We start from the raw sequence: 20,660 nt of genomic DNA on the forward strand, positions 1-20,660 counted from the left end.
TTCATGAACAAGATTAAGGCATTCATAAGATTACGTTATTCGTACGATAAACTTCATCCCTTATGATTGGTATATATCAAGCATAAAGGAGCAAATGTACAAATGAATTTGAACACAAATCCAAAACCGACCATCCTACTCCATCTCATCTGCATGGTGACTATTGTTGGAACATTGACTGCCTGTACTCGTAATGCACAAGACCCACCAACGAATATTGCGTCCTCAAGCCACACCTCCTCTTCTTCCATCGTGGATGTAAAGCCATTCCAGCCAGAGGAGCTACCTGATCTCCTTCTTCAAGGTAAGAATGAGACAGTTCATCAGCAATTCAATACCCAGTTTAAGCAGCAAGTATCATTGAAAGATATGGAACAGCTATCCGGCTTTCATGAGGGCGTCCAGTCCTATACCTTGAAATCGACAATGAAGCTGAGCGGTTCCACCAATTACATTTGGACGGATGAGCAAGGTACGAAAGGCATTCAAGCCGTATTCGATCCGGATGGGCGCATATCCGGGCTGCTCCTTGTCCCTTTAGAAACTTTTTCCGAGACGGATGTGAAGAAGACAGCTACGACATTCGCACTTCCATTCCACGGGGAATGGTTCACCTTCTGGGGCGGAACGAATGTCCTTGTCAATTATCACTATGAACATCCAAGTCAGCGTTATGCGTATGATTTTGTGCAACAAAAAGATGGCAGCTCCTATCAAGGCGATGCCACCCAATTATCCAGCTACTACGCCTTCGGCTTGCCTATTGTCGCTTCGGCTCCGGGCAAAGTCGTAGAACTGAAAGATCAAATTCCAGATAACGAACCTGTAGGGACGATGAATGAAAAAGAGCCTGCAGGAAATTATGTTGTGATCGACCATGGAAATAAAGAGTATAGTTTGTATGCTCATTTACAAAAAGGGTCTGTTAAGGTTAAGGTTGGCGATCAAGTCCAAGCCGGAGATATTCTCGGTCTGTGCGGCAACTCTGGCAATTCCAGTGAACCTCATCTTCATTTCCAAGTATCTAACGACGTGAATCTATTCGAATCCGAATCGATCCGTATCCAATTCGAGAACAATGCAGACTATATTCAAGGAACAACAATAAAGGCGCCGTAACCGGCGCCTTTATTTGTTATGATTTTCGTGGACGAATTCTCATATACTCATTAATCTTCACATCTAGCAGACTACTAATTTGAATAACCATATCAGATGTAAATGATTTCTCTAACAACACGATTTCTTCCATCTTAAGACGTAAAAATTGAATTTCATCCTCCAGAGCAATCGCTGGCGAAAATGAATTTCTCGCTTTGTCGCGCAAATCATATTCTACAGAATACAACACGATCCCTCCCCGGAGTACAAATTCAATGGCGACTTGTGCAAATCTTCTAATAAATGATACTAAAAGTGAGACTCATGTTATATTATATCAAAAGTTCCCTATTATTGGTATATTATTTTTCACGAATTTCTCAGTTTCACGAGAAAGTTACCAATTCTGTCAAAGGCTTCGTTCAATTGAGCAACGGATGTCGCATAAGAGCAACGTAAGAATCCTTCACCGCCGAGTCCAAAAACATCCCCTGGAACCGCGGCGACTTTCGCTTCCATCAATAATCTTGTAGCAAATTCTTGCGATGTGAGTCCTGTCGATTGAATCGAAGGGAACGCATAAAATGCGCCTTGCGGTTCATGACATTCCAGCCCGATCTCACGGAAGCTTTTCACAACGAGTCTTCTCCGTTGATTATACGATTCAACCATCCGATCTTTCTCTTCCATCCCGTTCGTCAAGGCTTCTAATGCAGCAACTTGCCCCATCGTCGGTGCACACATCACTGTGTACTGATGAATCTTCAGCATCGCCGCAATAATCTCCGGATGTCCACAAGCATATCCCATCCGCCAACCCGTCATCGCGAACGCCTTGGAGAACCCACTTACCAGAATCGTCCGATCTTTCATACCCGGCAGCGATGCGAAGCTCACATGCTTCTGGTCGTATGTCAATTCTGCGTAGATCTCGTCCGAGATGACGATCAGATCGTTCTCTTCTACAATCTTCGCAATGGGCAGCCAATCCTCACGCGTCATTATCCCGCCTGTTGGATTGCTCGGATAACAGAGAATAAGTACTTTGGAGCGAGGTGTAATCGCCGCTTTGAGCGACTCCGCCTTTAACTTGAACTGATCCTTCGCGAACGTCTCAATCCCTACTGGAACGCCGCCGCCAATGGCCGTGATCGGCGAATAAGTGATATAACACGGCTCTGGAATGAGAATTTCATCCCCCGGAGCGATGAGTGCGCGCAGAGCAAGGTCAATCGCTTCACTGCCGCCAACCGTGACGAGCACTTCATTTCCCGGGTCATATTCGACATGGAATTCGTTATTCAAATATTGACCGATCGCTTCACGAAGCTCTGGAATACCTGCATTAGACGTATACTTCGTCTTGCCGCGCTCTAAGGAATACACGCATGCTTCGCGCACGTGCCATGGGGTACTGAAATCCGGCTCCCCGACACCGAGTGTAATGATATCCTTATTTCCTACTGCCAAGTCAAAAAACTTCCGAATCCCCGATGGCGGAATCGCACGTACAGCAGGCGCTAAATACGATGACATCGATTTGTTTTGTTCTTCCTCTTTTATGATCATGGCTACTCTTCCTTTTCGTTACGGTGAGACAATGAGACGGTGATCGTCTTCATGCTCTTCGAATATGATTCCATCTTGCTTATATTTTTTGAGAATAAAGTGCGTCTTCGTCGATAACACGGAGTCGATCGGCGACAATTTATCCGATACGAAGCTGGCCACTTCTTTCAAGTTCTTCCCTTCTACTTCAACGAGCAAATCATAGGCTCCTGACATGAGATAGACCGATTTTACTTGCGGGAACAAATAGATCCGCTCCGCAATCCCTTCAAAGCCGCGTCCCCGTTCAGGGGTAATCTGAACTTCAATGAGTGCCGTGACTTTATCATCTTCCACTTTGCTCCAGTTCACAACCGTCGCATACTTCACGATCACATGATCTTCTTCCAGCTCCGCGATAGCCGTCTTAACTTCTGCTTCAGTCACGCCAAGCAATGTGGCGAGCAGCTCCGGATCCCGGCGTGCATCTTCTTTTAACAAGTCTAGAATTTGTAATTTTAACGCGTTCATTCCACAGACCTCCCAAACCATAATAACTATATTACAACGAATACCAACTTCATGCAAAATAAAAAAACCGCTTCTACAGGTGATAAATCCCCTTCAGAAGCGGTACTTGCGATGGGTTACATGTAATACGGATTCTTACCACTGTTCGTATGCTGCGTTGCTTGCGCTTGCGTATGAGCCAGGAAGGACAGCGATTGGCCACCGCCATTCAGCTGCTGCTGTACGAATTGATCCATTTGTTGGTGGTTCTGCTGCACCTGCTGAATTTGTTTATCAATGGCCTGCTTCAGCGCCGGCTGAGGTTTGGTGTACATATTGTTCTGCTGCATGAAGTTATAGAGATCTCCTTGCATGCGAAGGGAATGATTCTGCAGCTCCATGAACAGTTGACGAACCATCGGGCAAGCAGCTTCAGTCGTCGCCGTCGTATATTCGCCTACCGTTCTTTTTAAATCTGTCAATATCGTGAATAGCATGTCTTTATCCTGCATGACACCACCAGCATGCTGCTGTTGTTGACCTTGTTGTTGCGAGTACATGGATACTCCTCCTTCGTTATCGGATTATTGCATTTGATATGGGGCGATCGATTGATGGTGCTGCAACGATTGCGTCAACATCTGAATGTGTTGATGATGTTCCCGGAGCATTTGCGTACATAGCTGCTGGACGGCTGGATTCGATGAATTATGCGCAGCGACGGCGCATTGTTTGACGAGCAGATCTTCGTTCGAGATGGAATCGGAAATATAGTCTAATTCTTTGCCGGATAACGGCTGATGGTGCATCATGTTGTGCATGGTTAAATTCCTCCTTATCGGAACACAGTCATTCTGATTCTTACCTAGAATGGGCAATCCGAGAGTCATTTATGTATCTAAATTATCCCCACAAAGTGATGTATTGGCTGAGTAGCCATTCAGGTACTTTGCGGGGACCCCGAAAAAATGAAAAAGCCCGCACACTTTTGAAGTGCGCTGGGCTTAGATCTTCTATGAAGTTCAGAACAAATCCATACTTAAATAGCGCTCACCTGTATCCGGAGCCATCGCGAGGACACGCTTGCCCGGACCCAGCTTCGCTGCGAGTTCTAAAGCCGCCCATACGGTAGCACCTGAAGAAGGACCTACGAGTATTCCCTCCAGACGAGCAAGGCGTCTTGTCGACTCCAATGCATCCTCATCTGCGACTTGAACAATCTCATCATACACCGATGTATTAAGGATCGATGGAATGAATCCCGGGCTTGTACCCACCAGCTTATGGGGTCCTGGGGAGCCGCCGGACAACACCGGAGATCCCTTCGGTTCAACGACGGCGATATGGAGATTAGGCCATTGTTGCCTAAGTGTCTCTCCTGTGCCGGTAATCGTGCCGCCCGTGCCTGCAGAAGCAACAAAGGCATCCAGCTTGCCATCCATTTGTTCGATGATCTCACGAGCTGTTGTATGACGGTGTGAATCGGGGTTCGAGCCATTCTCGAATTGGTTCGGAATAAAACTGTTCTCCATTTGCGCTGCAAGCTCCATCGCTTTCCGAAGCGCGCCTGCCATTCGCTCTGCTGCGGGGGTAAGTACAATCTCTGCACCGTACGCTCTTAGCAGATTGATGCGTTCCGCGGTCATATTATCCGGCATCACGAGAATCGCACGATAGCCTTTCGCTGCTGCTGTCATCGCAAGCCCAATGCCTGTATTCCCACTCGTTGGCTCAATGATCGTTGCACCTGGTCGAAGTAGACCCGCTTGCTCTGCATCAACAATCATCTGATACGCTGCTCGGTCCTTAACACTTCCGCTCGGATTGAACATTTCTAGCTTCACGAACACATCCGCATGCTGGTCGGTAACCATTCGCGATAATTGAACAACCGGCGTATCACCGATCAAATCCGTAATATGCTGCACGACACGCGGCATACGCAGCCCTCACTTTCCCTTAACGGCTAAGTCTATTAATCATCTTCTGACGATCTTCGGCTGATAAGACATACGCCACTTGGAAGCACCCTGTACATACATACATGTTCACGTTGAATGGTGCTTCGACGAATGGCTGGCCTACAGCTTCAGGGACATTCGGTTGAAAGGCGTTAGGCGCTGTCGCCTGTTTGCCTGCCAGCACCATATATTCACGGCAGTACATACATTCAGGCACTTCTTCCTGCTGATCCAAGACTTGCTCAACGGTCTCTTCATAGCGACCCATCTGCTCGTCATCTTCGGTTACGGCATCGAGCTGCACTTGCAGCGTTCGATAGCCTTTCAATTCATTATTGCAATGCGGACATTCTTCTTCTGGGCCGATCTCCTCATCCCATACAATCTCCGTATCACACCAAGGACAAATTACTGGTTCCATAGTTATTCCCTCACGATTCTATATGTTTATCCAATAAATAACACCAATTACAATAAAGACCAACGCTAACACAAATAGCGATCCCCATAAATATTTCATTCGTTCTACGATTCTCCTTCTCTATCCGAGCTTCTAAGACAACCCTGCACTAATAATGAATGATAGCGAGATCGAGATCATCATTGCAATGAGCCCCACGGCCCGATTATCTTTGCCGATCTCTTCATCAATATGAAACACAGGTGTCAGAAACTCAAATAAAAAATAGGCAATGATTAAGAGTACGAATCCAAAGGAGGCCCAAGCAAGTGATTCATAAATCGATCGCGCCTCTTGAATACTCGAGCGAAAAATATTGCATATACCGAATATTTTACCACCTGTCGCCATTGCAACAGCCACATTCCCGCGCCGAATTTCTTCCCAACACCGGTATTTGGTAAATAACTCAAAACAAGCTAAGAAGACGATCAGCGCAAGAACAGCGACTGAAAAATAAGCTACCATTGAGAAATAAGGATTTTCTAACAACGTTTCCAGTTGAGATTCCATGCCGATCCTCCTCACCCATCATCTAATCACCGCCCCAAGCTCTCGCTTAGGACAATTCCGCGACCGTCACGCCCGTTCCGCCTTCGCCGTAGTTTCCAAGACGATAGCTCTTCACATGGCGATGCTTACGCAAGTATTCTTGAATCCCCGTGCGCAGAATGCCCGTTCCTTTGCCGTGGATAATATAAATCTGACCAAGATTCGATAAAAATGCCTCATCAATGAAGCGATCCACTTCCATAAGCGCCTCTTCGAGATTCGCTCCCCGTAGATCGAGCTCCGTACGCACATTATCGTCTCTCGTTCGTTTGATACTCGTAACATGACGTTGTTGCTGCACTTTGGCTGGGGCTGCAGCCTGTACCATCTCCAGATCATTCAAGCTTACCTTCATCTTCATAATGCCAAGCTGAACAACGGCTTCAGTCCCTGCCGTCTCAACGACATGCCCTCGTTGATTCAAGCTGTAGACCATCACTTCATCTCCCGCCTGGATTGGTCTAGCTTGTTTGGTTTTTGAACGTTTTGGAGTCGAAGTGCGGCGCTCAGGTTCTGCTTCATCCAGCTGACGACGCGCTGCAATCAGCTTGTGCTCCTTGACCGAAGCGCCTTCCTCCATCGCGAGCTTCCGCAAATCTGCAATAATTGTCTCCGCCTCACGACGCGCCTTGATGACCACATCACGCGCTTCTTCTTCGGCCTTTGCAATCATCTTATCGCGCTGTGCATCGAAGCGTTCCCGTTTGCTCTCTTGCTGTTTGCGCAGCGTTTCAAGCTCACGGCGCAGCTGCTCCGCACTGACACGTTCAGCCTCTGCACTTAAACGGTTCTCTTCGAGGGAAGCGATCATGCTCTCCACGCGCATATCCTCTTCTTTGACATTGCCGCGCGCATGCTCAATAATTTCATTCGATAATCCAAGCCGTTCTGCAATCGCAAATGCATTACTTCGACCCGGCACACCCACGAGGAGACGATACGTCGGACTAAGCGTCTGTACGTCGAATTCCATGCTCGCGTTAGTGACGCCTTTCCGATCATAGGCATAAGCTTTGAGCTCGCTATAATGCGTCGTTGCCACCATCCGGCAGCCCTTCGCATGGATATGCTCCAAGATCGAGATGGCAAGTGCAGATCCTTCTGCAGGGTCTGTACCTGCCCCAAGCTCATCCAATAGAATGAGGCTCTTCTCCGTCATTTGATGCAAGATCCGAATAATGTTCGTCATATGGCTGGAGAAGGTACTTAGACTCTGTTCAATACTCTGCTCATCGCCAATATCGGCATAGATCGCATCAAACACACACATCTGACTTCCATCTTCGGCTGGAATGAACAATCCAGACATGGCCATCAGACTCAGTAGTCCTATAGTCTTCAATGACACAGTCTTACCGCCTGTATTCGGCCCTGTCACAATAATCGAAGTAAACGAATTACCTAACTCTAGATCGATCGGTACCACCTTATCCAGTTCAATCAACGGATGGCGCCCTTTTCGCAGCTTCATAAAGCCGCGATCGTTCATGATCGGAAGCGTTGCCTTCATCACATGCGCTAGACGAGATTTCGCAAACATGAAGTCGAGATCACCCATAATCTCAACATCTGCTCTTAGCAGTACTTCCTGCTCTCCAGCTTCGGACGAAAGACGATACAGAATTTTCTCGATTTCACGTTCTTCCTTCAATCTTGCCTCACGAAGTTTGTTGTTCATCGCGACGATTGATTCTGGTTCGATGAACATCGTTGCGCCTGAGCTTGATTGATCATGCACAATACCGCCAAAATGTGAGCGATATTCACTCTTCACTGGAATTACGAATCGATCATTCCGAATGGTAATCAATTGATCCTGAAGCATCTTCGATACCGAAGATGAGCGGATCATCTGTTCCAGCTTCTCTCGAATACGTACCTCACCGTTACGCAGTTCCCTGCGAACAAGGGCAAGCTCTGCACTCGCTTGATCCATCACTTCCGCCTGATCGTCGATGCATGCCTTAATCGAATCTTCGAGCGGCTTCTGGTCCGTAATCAACTGACTCAGTTCATATACGAGCGGCACGGGCTCATCGTCATGCACCTGCTCAATGAAACGTTTCACCCTTCTTCCACCAAAGATCGTATTCGCAATATCGAGCAGCTCATGCGCATTCAGCATACCGCCGATATGGGCACGTCTTAGGCTGTTGCGAATATCAACGACGCCTCCGAACGGCGCGCTTCCTTTGAGTCGATCGATGGTATAAGCTTCGTCCGTTGCTTGCAAGAGCCGCTTCACATCATTTAGAGAAGATTCAGGTTGCAGCGCTTCCGCCATTTCTTTCCCAATACTTGTCGAAGCATGGCTTGCTAATCTATGTAAAATCTTCTCATATTCCATCGTTCTAAAAATTTTCTTATCCACTGAGAATTCAGCTCCTCTCGATGTTATTATAGCCGAACCGCACGTGTAAAGCCATGTTCGGGCTTTTTTTCAGCTGTACTCATAATGTTCGCCAAGAAGGGTAAAATAATCGTTGAACCCGTTGTAATGATTACATCAAAGGAGGATTCACATGAATTTTCTTGGCCACGTTGTTCGATTTATCGTCTCGGCGCTTGTACTACTCGTCGTCAGTTGGATCGTTCCTGCCTTTAAAATCGGAGGATTCTGGAGCGCATTGTTCCTCGCCCTTGCGATTGCCGTCATTGGATGGATCATCGAGAGCATCTTCGGTACGAAGATAACACCATTTGGACGCGGTATTGTCGGTTTCTTGACGAGCGCGCTCGTCATATGGGTCGCTCAATTTTTTATCGGCGGCGTATCCGTCTCGGTCATCGGCGCGATTCTCGGTGCATTGGTGATCGGACTTATCGATCTATTCATTCCGGTGTCTACCCCTTATGAAGCCGCGAAATGATCTGTGCAGGTCGATAAATCATTAATCGCACCACATATTACAAAAAGAGCGGTTATAACATGCAGTTCCTCCCGCATGTCGTAACCGCTCTTTTTGCTTATTGACCAAGCCACAGCTAAATCCCTGTAATTCGTGCGATAAACTGTGCGGTCGCTGCAATAATATCAGGCATATGAGAGCTGATCTGGCGGGATACCCAGCTACCCTCAAGCATCGATTTCATCTCGGGTGCTTTCATGTATTTCGCTAGATAAATGATGATAATCGAGATGACAATCCATTCAAAGACACCGAATATCGCGCCGGACCAGCGATTCAATCGATGAATCCCCGGTGCCTTCGCAATGAAATTCAGGAAACCTCCCGCAATGACTAAAGCGTATTTCGTCACTAAGAATAAGACAATAAAGGCAAGAATACTAGAGAGCGTTACATTGAGCCCTGTTGTCTTCCCCAGCCAGCTACTAAATCGCTGATAATAGAGTATCGAAATAATAAAAGAAAAACAAATTCCAAAAATCGATACGAACGTATTCACAAACCCACGAATATACCCATAAACTCCGGCAATAATAGCGATCCCAAGCCATATATAATCAATCACGTTTACATGCATATCGAATAACCCTCTATCATTCTGTCCATCCTGTTAGTTCTGATCAATGAGTTCGATCCACTCATTATATTCTTGTTGGAGCTTCGCGTACTCTTCCTGTAGTTTACGATATTCTTCTGCGACTTTGCTCTCTTGATCCGCACCAAGCTCGCGTTCGGATTGCAGTAAACGATATTGATGGGAAACTACTTCGAATTGTTCTTTCAGAACACTCAGCTCATCATAAGCTTCGTTCAACGACCGCTCGAGCAGCTCGCTGCGTTCCACAGCAGTACGAGTTTTCTCTTGCACTTGGTTAAGCTTCTCCTTCAGTCCGTCACGTTCATCTAGCCATTGCAGCTGATCTAGTTCAAGCTGATCCTTATCCGATCGAATCCGCTCTGCTGTAACGGCAAGCTCTTCATTGGTCGCAGCCAACTGGGCATTCAATTCCTTAAGCGGTGTGAGTTCTTCTAGAAGCTGCTCGAATTGAAGCTGTTCTTCGGTTAACTTAGACTTCTCATTCTCCAGTTCTTGCTCTAGCAAGCTGTTGCGCGCTGCTAACTCACTCTCCGATGCTCGAATTGTATTCTCTCGCTCTTCCAGATCATAAATTTGCGCTTGCAATTGCTTCATGTCCTGCTGCTTCGCTGATAGACCCGCTTCGAGTTCCATAACCTTAGCTTGAATTGCCGCAAGTTGTTCTTCCATCTGCAGCTTCTCTTCTTGGATCAACTCGTCATAATAGGACTTCGTATCCTCCAGCTCAACTTCCGCGTTCAACTTCACATGTAAGAGATCTTTCTGGGATTTTTCCTTCAGATCTGCGAGCTCCTGCTCATATTGTTGCTTCATTTCGGACAATTCTTGCTCCGAGAGAAGTTTATATTCCGTAAGCTCTTGTTCCGCTTGCAGCATCAATTCCGCAAGCTCCTCTTCAGACTTCTGTTGGAGCTGCTTATACTGAGCAGTAGAGTCCTGCTTCGCTGCTGCGATTTCACGATGGTACTGTTGTTCTGCAGCTTGCTGCTGCAGCTCATATTGTTCCATCAGCTCGGCAAGCTCCTGCTCCGACTGTAATTTCAATGCCGTAAGCTGCTGTTCGGATTGGGTATGCGCATCAGCAAGCTGCAGTTCAAGCTGCGCCTTCATCGTTTCGAATTGCTCTTCGAACTGTGATTTGAGCGCGGCAAGGCGCTGATCGGATTGGGATTTTTGCTGTTCATGCTGCGACTTCACTTCAGTTAGCTGCTTCTCAAGCTGCTCTTTCATCGTCGTAAACTCTGCTTCGTACTTCAACTTCAACTCCGCCAATTGCTTCTCTGCAGTTGTTCTGGCTTGAACCGCATTCGCCTTAACCTCTGTAATTTGTTTCTCGGCTTGTGCCTTCACTTCTGCGATCTGATTCTCGGATTCTGCTTTCGCTTCTTCCAGCTGTTTCACAGCTTCTGCATTGGCTTCTTGCAGCTGGTGTGCTGCTTGCGCTTTAACATCATTCAACTGCTTATCCGTACCGATTTTCACGGAGTCAAGCTGCTTCTCAAGTTGTGTAATTTGCTCTTTCAGTTTCCCTTCACTCGACTTCAGCGCCTGTTCACGCTGCACCGTTTGTCCCAATTGCGAACGAAGATCGCCTGCTTCCTTCTTTGCTGCATTCCATTGCCCTTGAAGGGACGATAATTGATAATTCTGTTTTGTCTCTAGCTGAGCCAACTGCTCTTTATGTACACTTTCAGCCTTCGCAGCCTGATCCTTGAGCTGTGCTTCACGCTGAGCGGATTCATTCTTATATTTGGACTCTAATTGCGAGAGCTCTTTCTGTCGTTCAACACCCAGCTGCTTCAATTGCTCTTGATGCTTGAGCTCAACCTGCGTCAGCTGTTCTTGATGCTCCGTATTCAGCTTCGTCATCTGAGCCTTCTGCTCATCAATCAATTTCAATTTCTCTTGCACCTGCTGCTTCTGATCTTCCAGTTGCTTCTGTGCTTGTTCCTGCTGGACAGCCTGTTCAGCGCGATTACGGTGCAATTCCGCCTGAATTTTATCGTGATCCGCTTTGATTTTATTAATATTCTCCTGATGACGACGTGCGTCCATCAGTTGTTCCGCCATATGTACCGCAGCAAGAACAGCGATCCGAGGAACATCAAGTCTTGGATTTCCTTTTGCAATTTCAACCATATGTTCATTGACGTAGTCCGCCACCGTTTTAACGAAGTCTTTACTAGAGGTTCCGACAAGTTTGTATTGTGCTCCGTAGATTTCTACGGTAACGCGGGTACGATCCTCAGTAGTCATGGTCGTTGCCCTCCTTATCATCTTTTTGTACAAAAAAAAAACAGCCACACCGATTCCTCTGATTACATTCGATGTGACTGTTCGTATTTCCTGCTATTTTCTTAATTCCGCCTCAAAAGATTGTTCCAGGCGGCTTACCACCTTACCGTGTACTTCTGTCACTTCTTCATCTGTCAACGTACGCTCTAAATTACGATACACAAGCGAGATCGCCACACTTTTCTTGCCTGCGCCAAGCTTCTCACCCATATAGATGTCGAACACTTGGATAGACTCTAGCAATTCCGATGCTTCTTCACGAGCCGCTGAGACCATATCGCCAACAGCAACTTCTGTTGCCACAACAACTGCAATATCACGTTCTACTGCAGGGAAACGAGGCAATGATTTATACGTCACTTTGAAATCAGCTGCTTCATAAAGAGGTGCAAGCTGCAATTCAGCGATATACGTGTCATCCAAATCTTTATTCTGTTGAATCTCCGGATGAACTTGACCAATTGCGCCGATCCGTTGCTCGCCAAGATAGATCGATGCCGAACGGCCCGGATGGTAGCCTTGTGGCTGATCGGAAACATAACGAACTTGTTGGTCAACGCCAATGTAAGTAAAGATCGCTTCCAGTACACCTTTCGCATCATAGAAATCGTATTTCAGGGCTTTCAGATTCCATTGTGCGGATTGACGGTTCCCTGCAAGCAATAGACCGAACATCGGCTGCTCACTCGGCAACTCCGTTAATGTCTCTTCATCCGTCGAATAGAGGTTCGCAACTTCGAAGATGGCAACATCTTCTGTCTTCCGGTTTCGGTTGTAAGCTGCATTCTCAAGCAAGCTCGGCACGATACTCGTACGAAGTACACTGCGCTCTTCACTCATCGGCATGGACAGGGCTACCGCTTTGGATCCTACCGTTAAGCCGCCGAACAACTCATTTTGAGCTGGATGCGTGAATGAATAGTTCACAACCTCATACAATCCCATGCTTGTTAGCAATTGACGCAATTCGCGACGGATCTTTTGCGATTTCGTGTATCCGCCTGGTGTCGTTGCGCCTTCGATCAATGTCGTCGGGATATTATCGTAGCCGTATAGACGAGCCACTTCTTCGATGAGATCAACATCGACTGTAATATCGCCGCGGCGTTTTGGTACCGATACGGTAACGATATCGCCTTGTTCTGTATATGCAAATTGAAGACGATCGAAGATCGCTTTCACTTCTTCTGCGGATAGGGATGTGCCTAGGTAACGATTTACTTTGGCAAGTGATAATGTTACCACCGCAGGCTCCGACATGCTCACAACAGATTCGACGATCCCTCGCGCAACCGTTCCGCCTGCACATTCTGCCATGAGTGCCGCTGCACGATTCAATGCTGGAATGACCGCTTCCGGGTTCACTTCCTTCTCGAACCGAATGCTTGCTTCTGAACGCAAGCCTAATGAGCGTGATGCCTTACGAACCGAACCGCCGTCAAATTTCGCAGATTCAAGAATAATATTCACTGTCTCAGCAGAGACTTCCGAGTTTGCTCCACCCATGACACCAGCAATACCAATAGCCTTGTTCTCGCCATCTGTAATGAGCAGCATAGAAGGCTCGAGCTTACGCTCTTGATCGTCAAGCGTCACGAGCACTTCGCCTTCATTCGCAAGACGAACGCCAACTTTGCCGCCTGCGAGTTTGTCGGCATCAAAGGCATGTAACGGCTGTCCGTATTCGAGCATGACGTAGTTCGTAATATCAACAATATTGTTGATTGGACGTACACCAGCCGCCATCAAACGGTTCTGCATCCATTGCGGGGATGGACCGATCTTCACACCACTGATATAACGAGCAGCGTAATGGCTGCACAATTCCGTTGCTGTAATGCTCACTTCCACATGATCTTTCGCTTGCGCATTCGAAGATACGGCATCCACGTCTGCTTTCGGCAATTTGACTTCACGGCCGAGAATCGCGGCTACTTCGTATGCTGCACCCAGCATACTCAAGCAATCCGAACGGTTTGGCGTTAGATCCAGTTCAAGTACATGGTCATCGATTGCAAGCACGTCCACAATTGGCGTTCCAACTGGTGTTGCTTCAGGTAAGACCAAGATACCTTCTTGCTGCTCTTTTGGGAGCAGTTTGTCATTAAGGCCAAGCTCTTTCGCCGAGCAGATCATTCCGTGCGATGCTACGCCGCGCAGCTTCGCTTTTTTGATTTCCATGCCGCCAGGCATTACTGCACCAACAAGTGCAATAGGAACCTTCTGGCCTGCGTCCACATTTTTCGCACCGCATACGATTTGCAGCAATTCTTCTTCGCCGACATTGACGGTACAAACGTTCAATTTATCCGCATCCGGATGTTTTTCCTTCGTCTCCACATAGCCGACAACGACTTTGTTAACACCTTTATTCCGGTTCTCTACAACATCGATTTCGATACCTGCGTATCTAATTTTATCTGCGACTTGCTCCGCAGTCAGATCACTAAGATCGATATAATCCGTTAACCATTGGTAGGATACTCTCATCGCTCATTCACTTCCTTATTCTTGTTAAAGTGTTAAATCCGTGAAAATTGCTTCAAGAAGCGCAAATCATTCGTATATAAATGACGGATATCGTCAATGCCGTATCTCAACATCGCAATCCGGTCAATGCCAAGGCCAAACGCGAAGCCTGAATATTCTTCAGGGTCGTAGCCGCCCATACGCAATACTTCCGGATGCACCATACCTGATCCTAGAATTTCCAGCCAGCCTGTATGTTTACAAATGCGGCATCCATCGCCGCCACAAGTCACGCAAGTCACGTCAACTTCCGCACTAGGCTCTGTGAACGGGAAGAAGCTCGGACGCAGGCGAATTTGCGTATCTTTACCGTACATTTGCTGCACGAATTGCAAAAGCGTCCCTTTTAAGTCGCTCATGCGAATGTTTTTGTCGACCACAAGACCTTCCATTTGGTAGAACTGGAACGAATGCGTCGCATCGTCATCATCGCGGCGGAATACTTTACCCGGGCAGATGATTTTGATCGGACCTTGGCCCTTTTTCGCTTGCATCGTACGAATTTGAACTGGTGAAGTCTGTGTACGCATTAGAATTTCATCCGTCACATAGAACGAATCCTGCATATCGCGCGCTGGATGGTTCTTCGGCAAGTTCAAGGCTTCGAAGTTGTAGAAATCATTCTCCACTTCAGGGCCTTCCGCAATTTCATAGCCCATCCCGATGAAAATATCTTCAATATCTTGAATGACTTTATGAAGCGGATGCAATGCACCTGCATTCATCGGACGACCCGGTAAAGTCACGTCAATCGTCTCTGCTGCCAGTCGTTGTGCCGTTTCTTCTGCACGGAATTTCTCTTGCAGATTCGTGATCAATCCTTCGATCGCACCACGCACTTCATTGGCTACTTGCCCGATAACCGGGCGTTCTTCTGCACTCAGGCTTCCCATGCCGCGCAGCACTTCAGTGAGCTCACCTTTTTTACCCAGGTATTTGACGCGCAGATCGTTTAGCTCTTGCGGGTCCAACACTTTAGACAGCGCAGATACTGCGATTTCCTTGAGTTCCTCTAAGCGTTCTTTCATCAACATCAGGTTGACCCCCTTATAGAAATAGTTAATATACCTAACCAACAAAAAAAGGCCTTCTCTCCCGTAAGGGACGAAAAGACCGTGGTACCACCCTTGTTAGACAACACCTCATACACATGCGATGCGTGATGCATTCATGCATTCGGATATTCTCTCACTCATCGAATAACGGTTCGAAGCCGGTATCTTCTACTGAACTAGGATTAAGCCTGTCGTTCAAAGAACTGCTCAAGAGTGAATTTCGGCAGCCTATCTCTACAGAGATGCTCTCAATCTTCGGCATCTCCTCCCTGGTCTAGAGGTACTGCGTACTTGTCTCTATCATCGCATTTCACATTCATTCAACAATCAGGTTATATTATATGCAAAAAAGTGCTTTGTTGCAAGCTATCGCACTAACCATCCGCCATCGACACAAAGCACATGACCGTTCACGTAGTCCGATGCCCTTGAGGCGAGGAAAACAATCGGCCCCTTCAGGTCCTCAGGTGTCCCCCAGCGCCCTGCTGGAATCCGATCGGAAATCGACTGGAATCGATTCTGATCTGCACGAATTTGTGCCGTATTGTCGGTCTCCATATAGCCTGGTGCGATCGCGTTCACCTGCACGCCTTTGGATGCCCATTCGTTCGCCAGCGCCTTCGTAACCCCCGCCACTGCATGCTTACTCGCTGTATATCCAGGCACATTAATTCCACCTTGAAAAGTTAACATCGACGCGATATTGATAATCTTCCCGCTCCCGCGTTCAATCATATGTCTGCCAACCTGCTGACAGAGGTAGAATACGGTATTCAAGTTCAGATCAAGTACCGCTTGCCAATCTTCCCAGCTGTGCTGCGCTGCAGGTGTCCTACGAATGATCCCTGCATTGTTCACCAGAATATCTACGCCGCCAAAAGCTTCAATCGCTTGCCTTACAACGTTGTCCAGTACTTCATGCTGGCTCAAATCAGCTTGGATAAAAGCAGTTCTACGACCCAGCTTCTCAATCGACTTCATCGTCTCGCTCGCATCCGAATAAGATACCGCGATGATGTCAGCACCTGCTTCCGCCAGACCCAGCGCCATCGCTCTTCCAAGCCCGCCGGAGACGCCTGTCACGAGCGCTGTTTTACCTTGCAATTCAAAACTTCCCATCCGAATGACACGCCCTCTCTCAAGATCGATCTATCATGACACCGGCTTGCTGATATTTCAGATAAATTTCCTCAGATAACTTCTCGTCAGTAATAATACCATCTAACTCTTGAATCGACGCCACCGTTCGAAGCGCACTCCGATCGAACTTCGAATGGTCGACCACCGCATATACTTTCTGTGCCATTTCCAGCATGGCTCTTTTCATCTCAATAAAATCCCCAGTAAACACGGACAAGCCTTGTTCTAAATGAATCCCTGTCGCTGAAATAAACGCTGTCTGCACATTCAACTTCCGCATATATTCGATCGCTTCTGCGCCCGTCAACATATTTCGAACACGATATCCCCCAGGGACGACGAGACGAATTTGATCCTTGGCCGTTAGCACGCCGATAATATGAAGGTCATTCGTAATGACCGTGTACGGCCGATTCTCAAGTAATTTGGCGATTTCAAGGGTCGTGCTTCCCCCGTCTAGTGCAATTACTTCATCCTGCTCAATATATTTCAGTGCCCGCTCGGCAATTGAAGTCTTGTCTTCCCGATGTTGCATGATCGGTTCATGAACAGACAGCATCCCGAATTGATCTTGATGCTTCAGCATGGCTCCCCCATGGACACGGACCAGCAGCCCTTGTTCCTCCAGCTTGCTGAGATCCTCGCGAATCGTCTTGCCTGTCACCTGCAGCTGATCACTGAGTTCATTCACAGACACTTCGCGCTGCGAGAGCAATATTTCCATAATTTTTTCATGCCGCAAAATACTGTTCATTCGTTCCCTACCATCCAATCCCTAAAGTATAGGCACTCATTGTACCACAGCCAAAGGCGTGTTATCTCAGATCCTGCATCGCGACCGCGTCCATATCTTCGAACGTCTGGTTCTCACCCGCCATGCCCCAGATGAATGTATAGTTGTTCGTTCCTACACCGCTATGAATCGACCAGCTTGGCGAGATAATCGCCTGTTCATTACGCATCACCACATGGCGTGTCTCATCCGGCTCACCCATCATATGGAAAACAACACCATCTTGCGGCATATCAAAATACAGGTACACTTCAGAACGACGGTTATGCGTATGGCAAGGCATCGTATTCCACATGTTGCCCGGCTTGAGCAGCGTCATCCCCATGACAAGCTGACAGCTTTTCACCCCATTCTGATGGATGAAGCGATAAATCGTACGTTCATTCGAGCTCGTAATACTTCCGAGGTGATTCGGGGAGGCTTCTTCGAGCGCCGATTTGACTGTCGGGTAATGTTGATGAGCTGGCGTTGAGTTCAAGTAGAACCGTGCTGGCGCTGCCTCATCAACACTTTCGAATAAGACTTCCTTCGCGCCAAGACCGATATATAAGCAATCTTTGGTCTGCATTTCATAACGTTCACCATCGACCGTAATCACGCCCGCCGGACCAATGTTGATGATCCCGATCTCGCGGCGTTCGAGAAAGTATTCCGTTCCCATATCCTTCGCATCGGCTTCGAGCTTTACTGGCTCTTTCGTCGGAACAACGCCGCCCACAATAAAGCGATCTACATGCGAATAGACAAGATTCAATTGGCCTGGGGCAAATAACGTCTCGATTAAGAATTCTTGACGCAAACGATCGGTATCAAATTGCTTCACTTCATTCGGGTGGGACGCATAACGGACTTCCATCAGGATCAACTCCAATTTATCGTATTTTCGTTCATTATAGTTCATTTGTTCGTTTATGTATATATTATTTATTTAAATGAACTGAAATGAACACAAAATACACCGCCATTGCCTAAAGAGACGAGGAGGGTTAGGGATATAAGTAATATTGAGAACCAGACGATGGAATTGGAACGAAACCGTTGGAATCTCATATTAGCTTTACCGTGGAAAGGAATATTCTCTATACTATCGATAAATAAATATTCCAAGACTAGATCGATGACTGCCGCCAAAACGTGCAGCAGGACGGGAACCCTCTGAATGAGGCTCGTATGCACTGCAATTTCATGATGGAGAACAGCAATCGGATGAAGGCGGATAAGACAATAAAGTACAAGCCGAACAAATCGATTTTGAAATATAATCTTGATGACGAAATAAAATTAAGTAAGGATGATTTCCTGCAACTTGCTGAAACGTTTTTTGCAGATATCGAACGCAAATTTTTGTAAACAATCAGAAGGCTGGGTGATGGATCGTGCTGATCTTGAAAAATGCAAACCTTGCGCTCGCTTTTCTCTTGGAGCTCTGCGCACTCGCAGCACTAGGGTATTGGGGATTCACTCGAAATACCGGGTGGCTCATTAAAATCATCTTAGGTATCGGCACACCCGTCATCGTGGCTTTTGTATGGGGATTGTTCGTCGCTCCGAAAGCAACTTATGTTCTTCCTGCGTTCTACAAGGAGTTACTTGCGCTTGCGATCTTCGCGATCGCTGCGCTCGCATTATATGCGGCGGGTAGATCGGGCTGGGCGTTGTGGTTTGCGATTCTCGTCGTCGTAAATCGGGTGTTGATGGTTGTGTGGGAGCAGTAGGGGCATGTGAGGGGAATTGTGAAAGAATGATTAGGAAGCTATCCCGTGGGGGTAGCTTTTCTTGTTTATTACGATTCATGTTCGTTCACTATCCTGTATTTTTGCAGGATAGGAGGCCGTAAATGCTATGGTCGAGCTCCTATCGTAGATATTTGCATGAACTTTGGTCGAAAGCGTGCGGATTCGAGCGTATTGTATTGAGGGTGCTATCGTGCTATTTATACAGGATAGCGCAGAAATTGCACCAAAAGTTGGGCCTATCGTGCAATAATACAGGATAGGTGGTGAGGGGAAGAAATTGAAAGTCTCTCAATTTCGATGAAAATAGAAGTCAAAAAAAGCCAAATCGGTAGCCATGAAATATAAAGATCTTCGCCAAGGTATAGTGGTCATGATCATACTTGGACATAAGAGTGGGTATGTCGGTCGGCGAGGCACTATAATAGGCTCTAGTCCATGTTAATTAGAAAAGATCCTAATAAATTGCAAAGTGATAGGGACTCCATTCTCTTGAACTCCATCTATTGTCAAGAGTCCTTCAGATACTTGATAAACATTAGTGGGCTGTAGTATTCCGTTAATAAATAAATTCATGTAAGATACAGTATTCGGGTTCAGTATTACACTACTCCCAAACTGAATCAATCCATCCTGATTGGTGTAAGTATTCTTAACTCCATCAGATATCGTAATGTATTGGAATGTCTCCACTTTGAGAACATTGCTTGTTGGCGGAGATGGTCTACTAGGGAATAAGATAGAACAATCTTGAGGAGGAAATACAGAATATCTGGGTAAAATGGAAGCTGATTCACCGTATTTTCGTGTCCATGGTCTTGAAATAACCCGAATTACACCACCAATCTCGTTCATCTTTACGATCACCTCCTGCTGCTTATAAAACATGCTATGTATTATTGCCTGTCCATGGTCCTGTTATAGAAAATAAAGGCTGTTCTAGGGGGCAATCCCCCTAGAATAGCGCTTGTCCTACATTAATTCACAACAAATTCTACCGTTACTGGCGTTGCTGGATCAAGAGCGTCCCCGCCTGGGATAGTCAACGTTGTAGTTGTCGCTGTTGAAGTATTACCCAGTTGGAGCACACCATTAATAAAAAGGTTGTAGTAAGAAGGCGAGGCAGGAAATGCCGTTGCAGCCACTCCAGCATCATCTGTAAATGTTGTAGCTGCAATCGCAAATGTCGCCCCCGTTCCTGTTCCTGACCCTATTGTTGATTCAAATCTTCTACTCGCAATAAATGGTTTAATAATTGCCATTATTCAAACACCTCCCATTCAATTATTTTTACAATCCTTCAGATGAAAAAACTTTCACTAGAATTGTATATTATAGTTAATGCAAGTCATGAATGAGATGCCACTGTATTTCATAGGGGGAATTTGCGTAATTTAATATATAGTGTGCGAGAATTCATATAAGAGATAATATAGAAATGAAAAGCCTCGGAGTAATCCGGGGTACTTTGTATTC

Annotated in this window: 22 protein-coding genes and 1 other annotated feature; of the genes, 4 read left to right on the forward strand and 18 right to left on the reverse strand. The window is 46.7% G+C overall.

Going from position 1 to position 20,660, the window contains the following annotated elements; all coding sequences use genetic code 11:
- The first annotated feature begins 102 nt into the window (after positions 1-102).
- Positions 103-1,119, forward strand: a complete 1,017-nt coding sequence (locus AC3WU2_RS21885; RefSeq protein WP_492457138.1) for a M23 family metallopeptidase — start codon at positions 103-105, stop codon at positions 1,117-1,119.
- A gap of 16 nt (positions 1,120-1,135) precedes the next feature.
- Here AC3WU2_RS21885 and AC3WU2_RS21890 read toward each other — a convergent pair whose 3' ends face one another.
- From AC3WU2_RS21890 to AC3WU2_RS21930, 9 genes are all read right to left on the reverse strand, one after another.
- Positions 1,136-1,351, reverse strand: coding sequence for a Spo0E family sporulation regulatory protein-aspartic acid phosphatase (locus AC3WU2_RS21890; RefSeq protein WP_314585628.1), 216 nt, complete (start codon positions 1,349-1,351; stop codon positions 1,136-1,138).
- A 119-nt stretch (positions 1,352-1,470) separates the two neighbouring features.
- Positions 1,471-2,670, reverse strand: a complete 1,200-nt coding sequence (locus AC3WU2_RS21895; protein ID WP_379350459.1) for an aminotransferase class I/II-fold pyridoxal phosphate-dependent enzyme — start codon at positions 2,668-2,670, stop codon at positions 1,471-1,473.
- An 18-nt stretch (positions 2,671-2,688) separates the two neighbouring features.
- Positions 2,689-3,180, reverse strand: coding sequence for an Lrp/AsnC family transcriptional regulator (locus AC3WU2_RS21900; protein WP_492457139.1), 492 nt, complete (start codon positions 3,178-3,180; stop codon positions 2,689-2,691).
- A 116-nt stretch (positions 3,181-3,296) separates the two neighbouring features.
- Positions 3,297-3,719 carry a spore coat protein gene (locus AC3WU2_RS21905; RefSeq protein WP_492457140.1) on the reverse strand — a complete coding sequence of 141 codons (423 nt, stop codon included), beginning with the start codon at positions 3,717-3,719 and terminating at the stop codon, positions 3,297-3,299.
- Between the two features lie 24 nt (positions 3,720-3,743).
- A complete protein-coding gene (locus tag AC3WU2_RS21910; RefSeq protein WP_379350463.1) occupies positions 3,744-3,980 on the reverse strand; it encodes a hypothetical protein in 237 nt (78 codons plus the stop codon).
- Between the two features lie 201 nt (positions 3,981-4,181).
- Positions 4,182-5,099, reverse strand: a complete 918-nt coding sequence (gene cysK, locus AC3WU2_RS21915; protein ID WP_492457141.1) for a cysteine synthase A — start codon at positions 5,097-5,099, stop codon at positions 4,182-4,184.
- 19 nt (positions 5,100-5,118) lie between these two features.
- Entirely contained in the window at positions 5,119-5,541 is a 423-nt protein-coding gene (locus AC3WU2_RS21920; protein ID WP_018756211.1) for a hypothetical protein, read from the reverse strand.
- A gap of 132 nt (positions 5,542-5,673) precedes the next feature.
- Positions 5,674-6,093 carry a DUF350 domain-containing protein gene (locus AC3WU2_RS21925; protein WP_314585633.1) on the reverse strand — a complete coding sequence of 140 codons (420 nt, stop codon included), beginning with the start codon at positions 6,091-6,093 and terminating at the stop codon, positions 5,674-5,676.
- A 46-nt stretch (positions 6,094-6,139) separates the two neighbouring features.
- Positions 6,140-8,503, reverse strand: a complete 2,364-nt coding sequence (locus AC3WU2_RS21930) for an endonuclease MutS2 (RefSeq protein ID WP_492457142.1) — start codon at positions 8,501-8,503, stop codon at positions 6,140-6,142.
- A gap of 151 nt (positions 8,504-8,654) precedes the next feature.
- Between AC3WU2_RS21930 and AC3WU2_RS21935 the strand changes: the two genes are divergently transcribed.
- Complete coding sequence (locus AC3WU2_RS21935; protein ID WP_018756214.1) at positions 8,655-9,002, forward strand: phage holin family protein; 348 nt, start codon at positions 8,655-8,657, stop codon at positions 9,000-9,002.
- 115 nt (positions 9,003-9,117) lie between these two features.
- Here the strand turns inward: AC3WU2_RS21935 and AC3WU2_RS21940 are convergent, their stop codons facing one another.
- The 7 genes from AC3WU2_RS21940 to kduI form a co-directional block, all read right to left on the reverse strand.
- The gene (locus AC3WU2_RS21940; RefSeq protein ID WP_492457143.1) at positions 9,118-9,618 is read right to left on the reverse strand and encodes a CvpA family protein; all 501 of its coding nucleotides are present in this window, start codon (positions 9,616-9,618) and stop codon (positions 9,118-9,120) included.
- Positions 9,619-9,651: 33 nt separating this feature from the next.
- Positions 9,652-11,895 (reverse strand): cell division protein ZapA, encoded by a 2,244-nt coding sequence (gene zapA / locus AC3WU2_RS21945; protein ID WP_492457144.1) that lies wholly within the window; start codon positions 11,893-11,895, stop codon positions 9,652-9,654.
- 93 nt (positions 11,896-11,988) lie between these two features.
- The gene (gene pheT, locus AC3WU2_RS21950) at positions 11,989-14,424 is read right to left on the reverse strand and encodes a phenylalanine--tRNA ligase subunit beta (protein WP_492457145.1); all 2,436 of its coding nucleotides are present in this window, start codon (positions 14,422-14,424) and stop codon (positions 11,989-11,991) included.
- Between the two features lie 32 nt (positions 14,425-14,456).
- Complete coding sequence (gene pheS / locus AC3WU2_RS21955; RefSeq protein WP_379350978.1) at positions 14,457-15,491, reverse strand: phenylalanine--tRNA ligase subunit alpha; 1,035 nt, start codon at positions 15,489-15,491, stop codon at positions 14,457-14,459.
- Positions 15,492-15,560: 69 nt separating this feature from the next.
- Positions 15,561-15,831: a binding site (T-box leader), on the reverse strand.
- Between the two features lie 53 nt (positions 15,832-15,884).
- Positions 15,885-16,637, reverse strand: a complete 753-nt coding sequence (gene kduD / locus AC3WU2_RS21960; RefSeq protein WP_492457146.1) for a 2-dehydro-3-deoxy-D-gluconate 5-dehydrogenase KduD — start codon at positions 16,635-16,637, stop codon at positions 15,885-15,887.
- 19 nt (positions 16,638-16,656) lie between these two features.
- Complete coding sequence (locus AC3WU2_RS21965) at positions 16,657-17,412, reverse strand: DeoR/GlpR family DNA-binding transcription regulator (protein WP_492457147.1); 756 nt, start codon at positions 17,410-17,412, stop codon at positions 16,657-16,659.
- 61 nt (positions 17,413-17,473) lie between these two features.
- Positions 17,474-18,307, reverse strand: coding sequence for a 5-dehydro-4-deoxy-D-glucuronate isomerase (gene kduI, locus AC3WU2_RS21970; RefSeq protein WP_492457148.1), 834 nt, complete (start codon positions 18,305-18,307; stop codon positions 17,474-17,476).
- Between the two features lie 314 nt (positions 18,308-18,621).
- Between kduI and AC3WU2_RS21975 the strand changes: the two genes are divergently transcribed.
- The gene (locus AC3WU2_RS21975; protein ID WP_492457149.1) at positions 18,622-18,801 is read left to right on the forward strand and encodes a hypothetical protein; all 180 of its coding nucleotides are present in this window, start codon (positions 18,622-18,624) and stop codon (positions 18,799-18,801) included.
- Positions 18,802-18,827: 26 nt separating this feature from the next.
- Positions 18,828-19,166, forward strand: a complete 339-nt coding sequence (locus AC3WU2_RS21980) for a YrdB family protein (RefSeq protein WP_492457150.1) — start codon at positions 18,828-18,830, stop codon at positions 19,164-19,166.
- 459 nt (positions 19,167-19,625) lie between these two features.
- Here the strand turns inward: AC3WU2_RS21980 and AC3WU2_RS21985 are convergent, their stop codons facing one another.
- Together AC3WU2_RS21985 and AC3WU2_RS21990 are read right to left on the reverse strand one after the other, a co-directional pair.
- Entirely contained in the window at positions 19,626-20,039 is a 414-nt protein-coding gene (locus AC3WU2_RS21985; RefSeq protein ID WP_492457151.1) for a DUF4183 domain-containing protein, read from the reverse strand.
- 122 nt (positions 20,040-20,161) lie between these two features.
- Positions 20,162-20,446 (reverse strand): DUF4183 domain-containing protein, encoded by a 285-nt coding sequence (locus AC3WU2_RS21990; protein WP_314585647.1) that lies wholly within the window; start codon positions 20,444-20,446, stop codon positions 20,162-20,164.
- Between the last annotated feature and the right edge of the window lie 214 nt (positions 20,447-20,660).

The sequence above is a fragment of the Paenibacillus sp. EB106-05-06-XG162 genome (genome assembly GCF_058791655.1).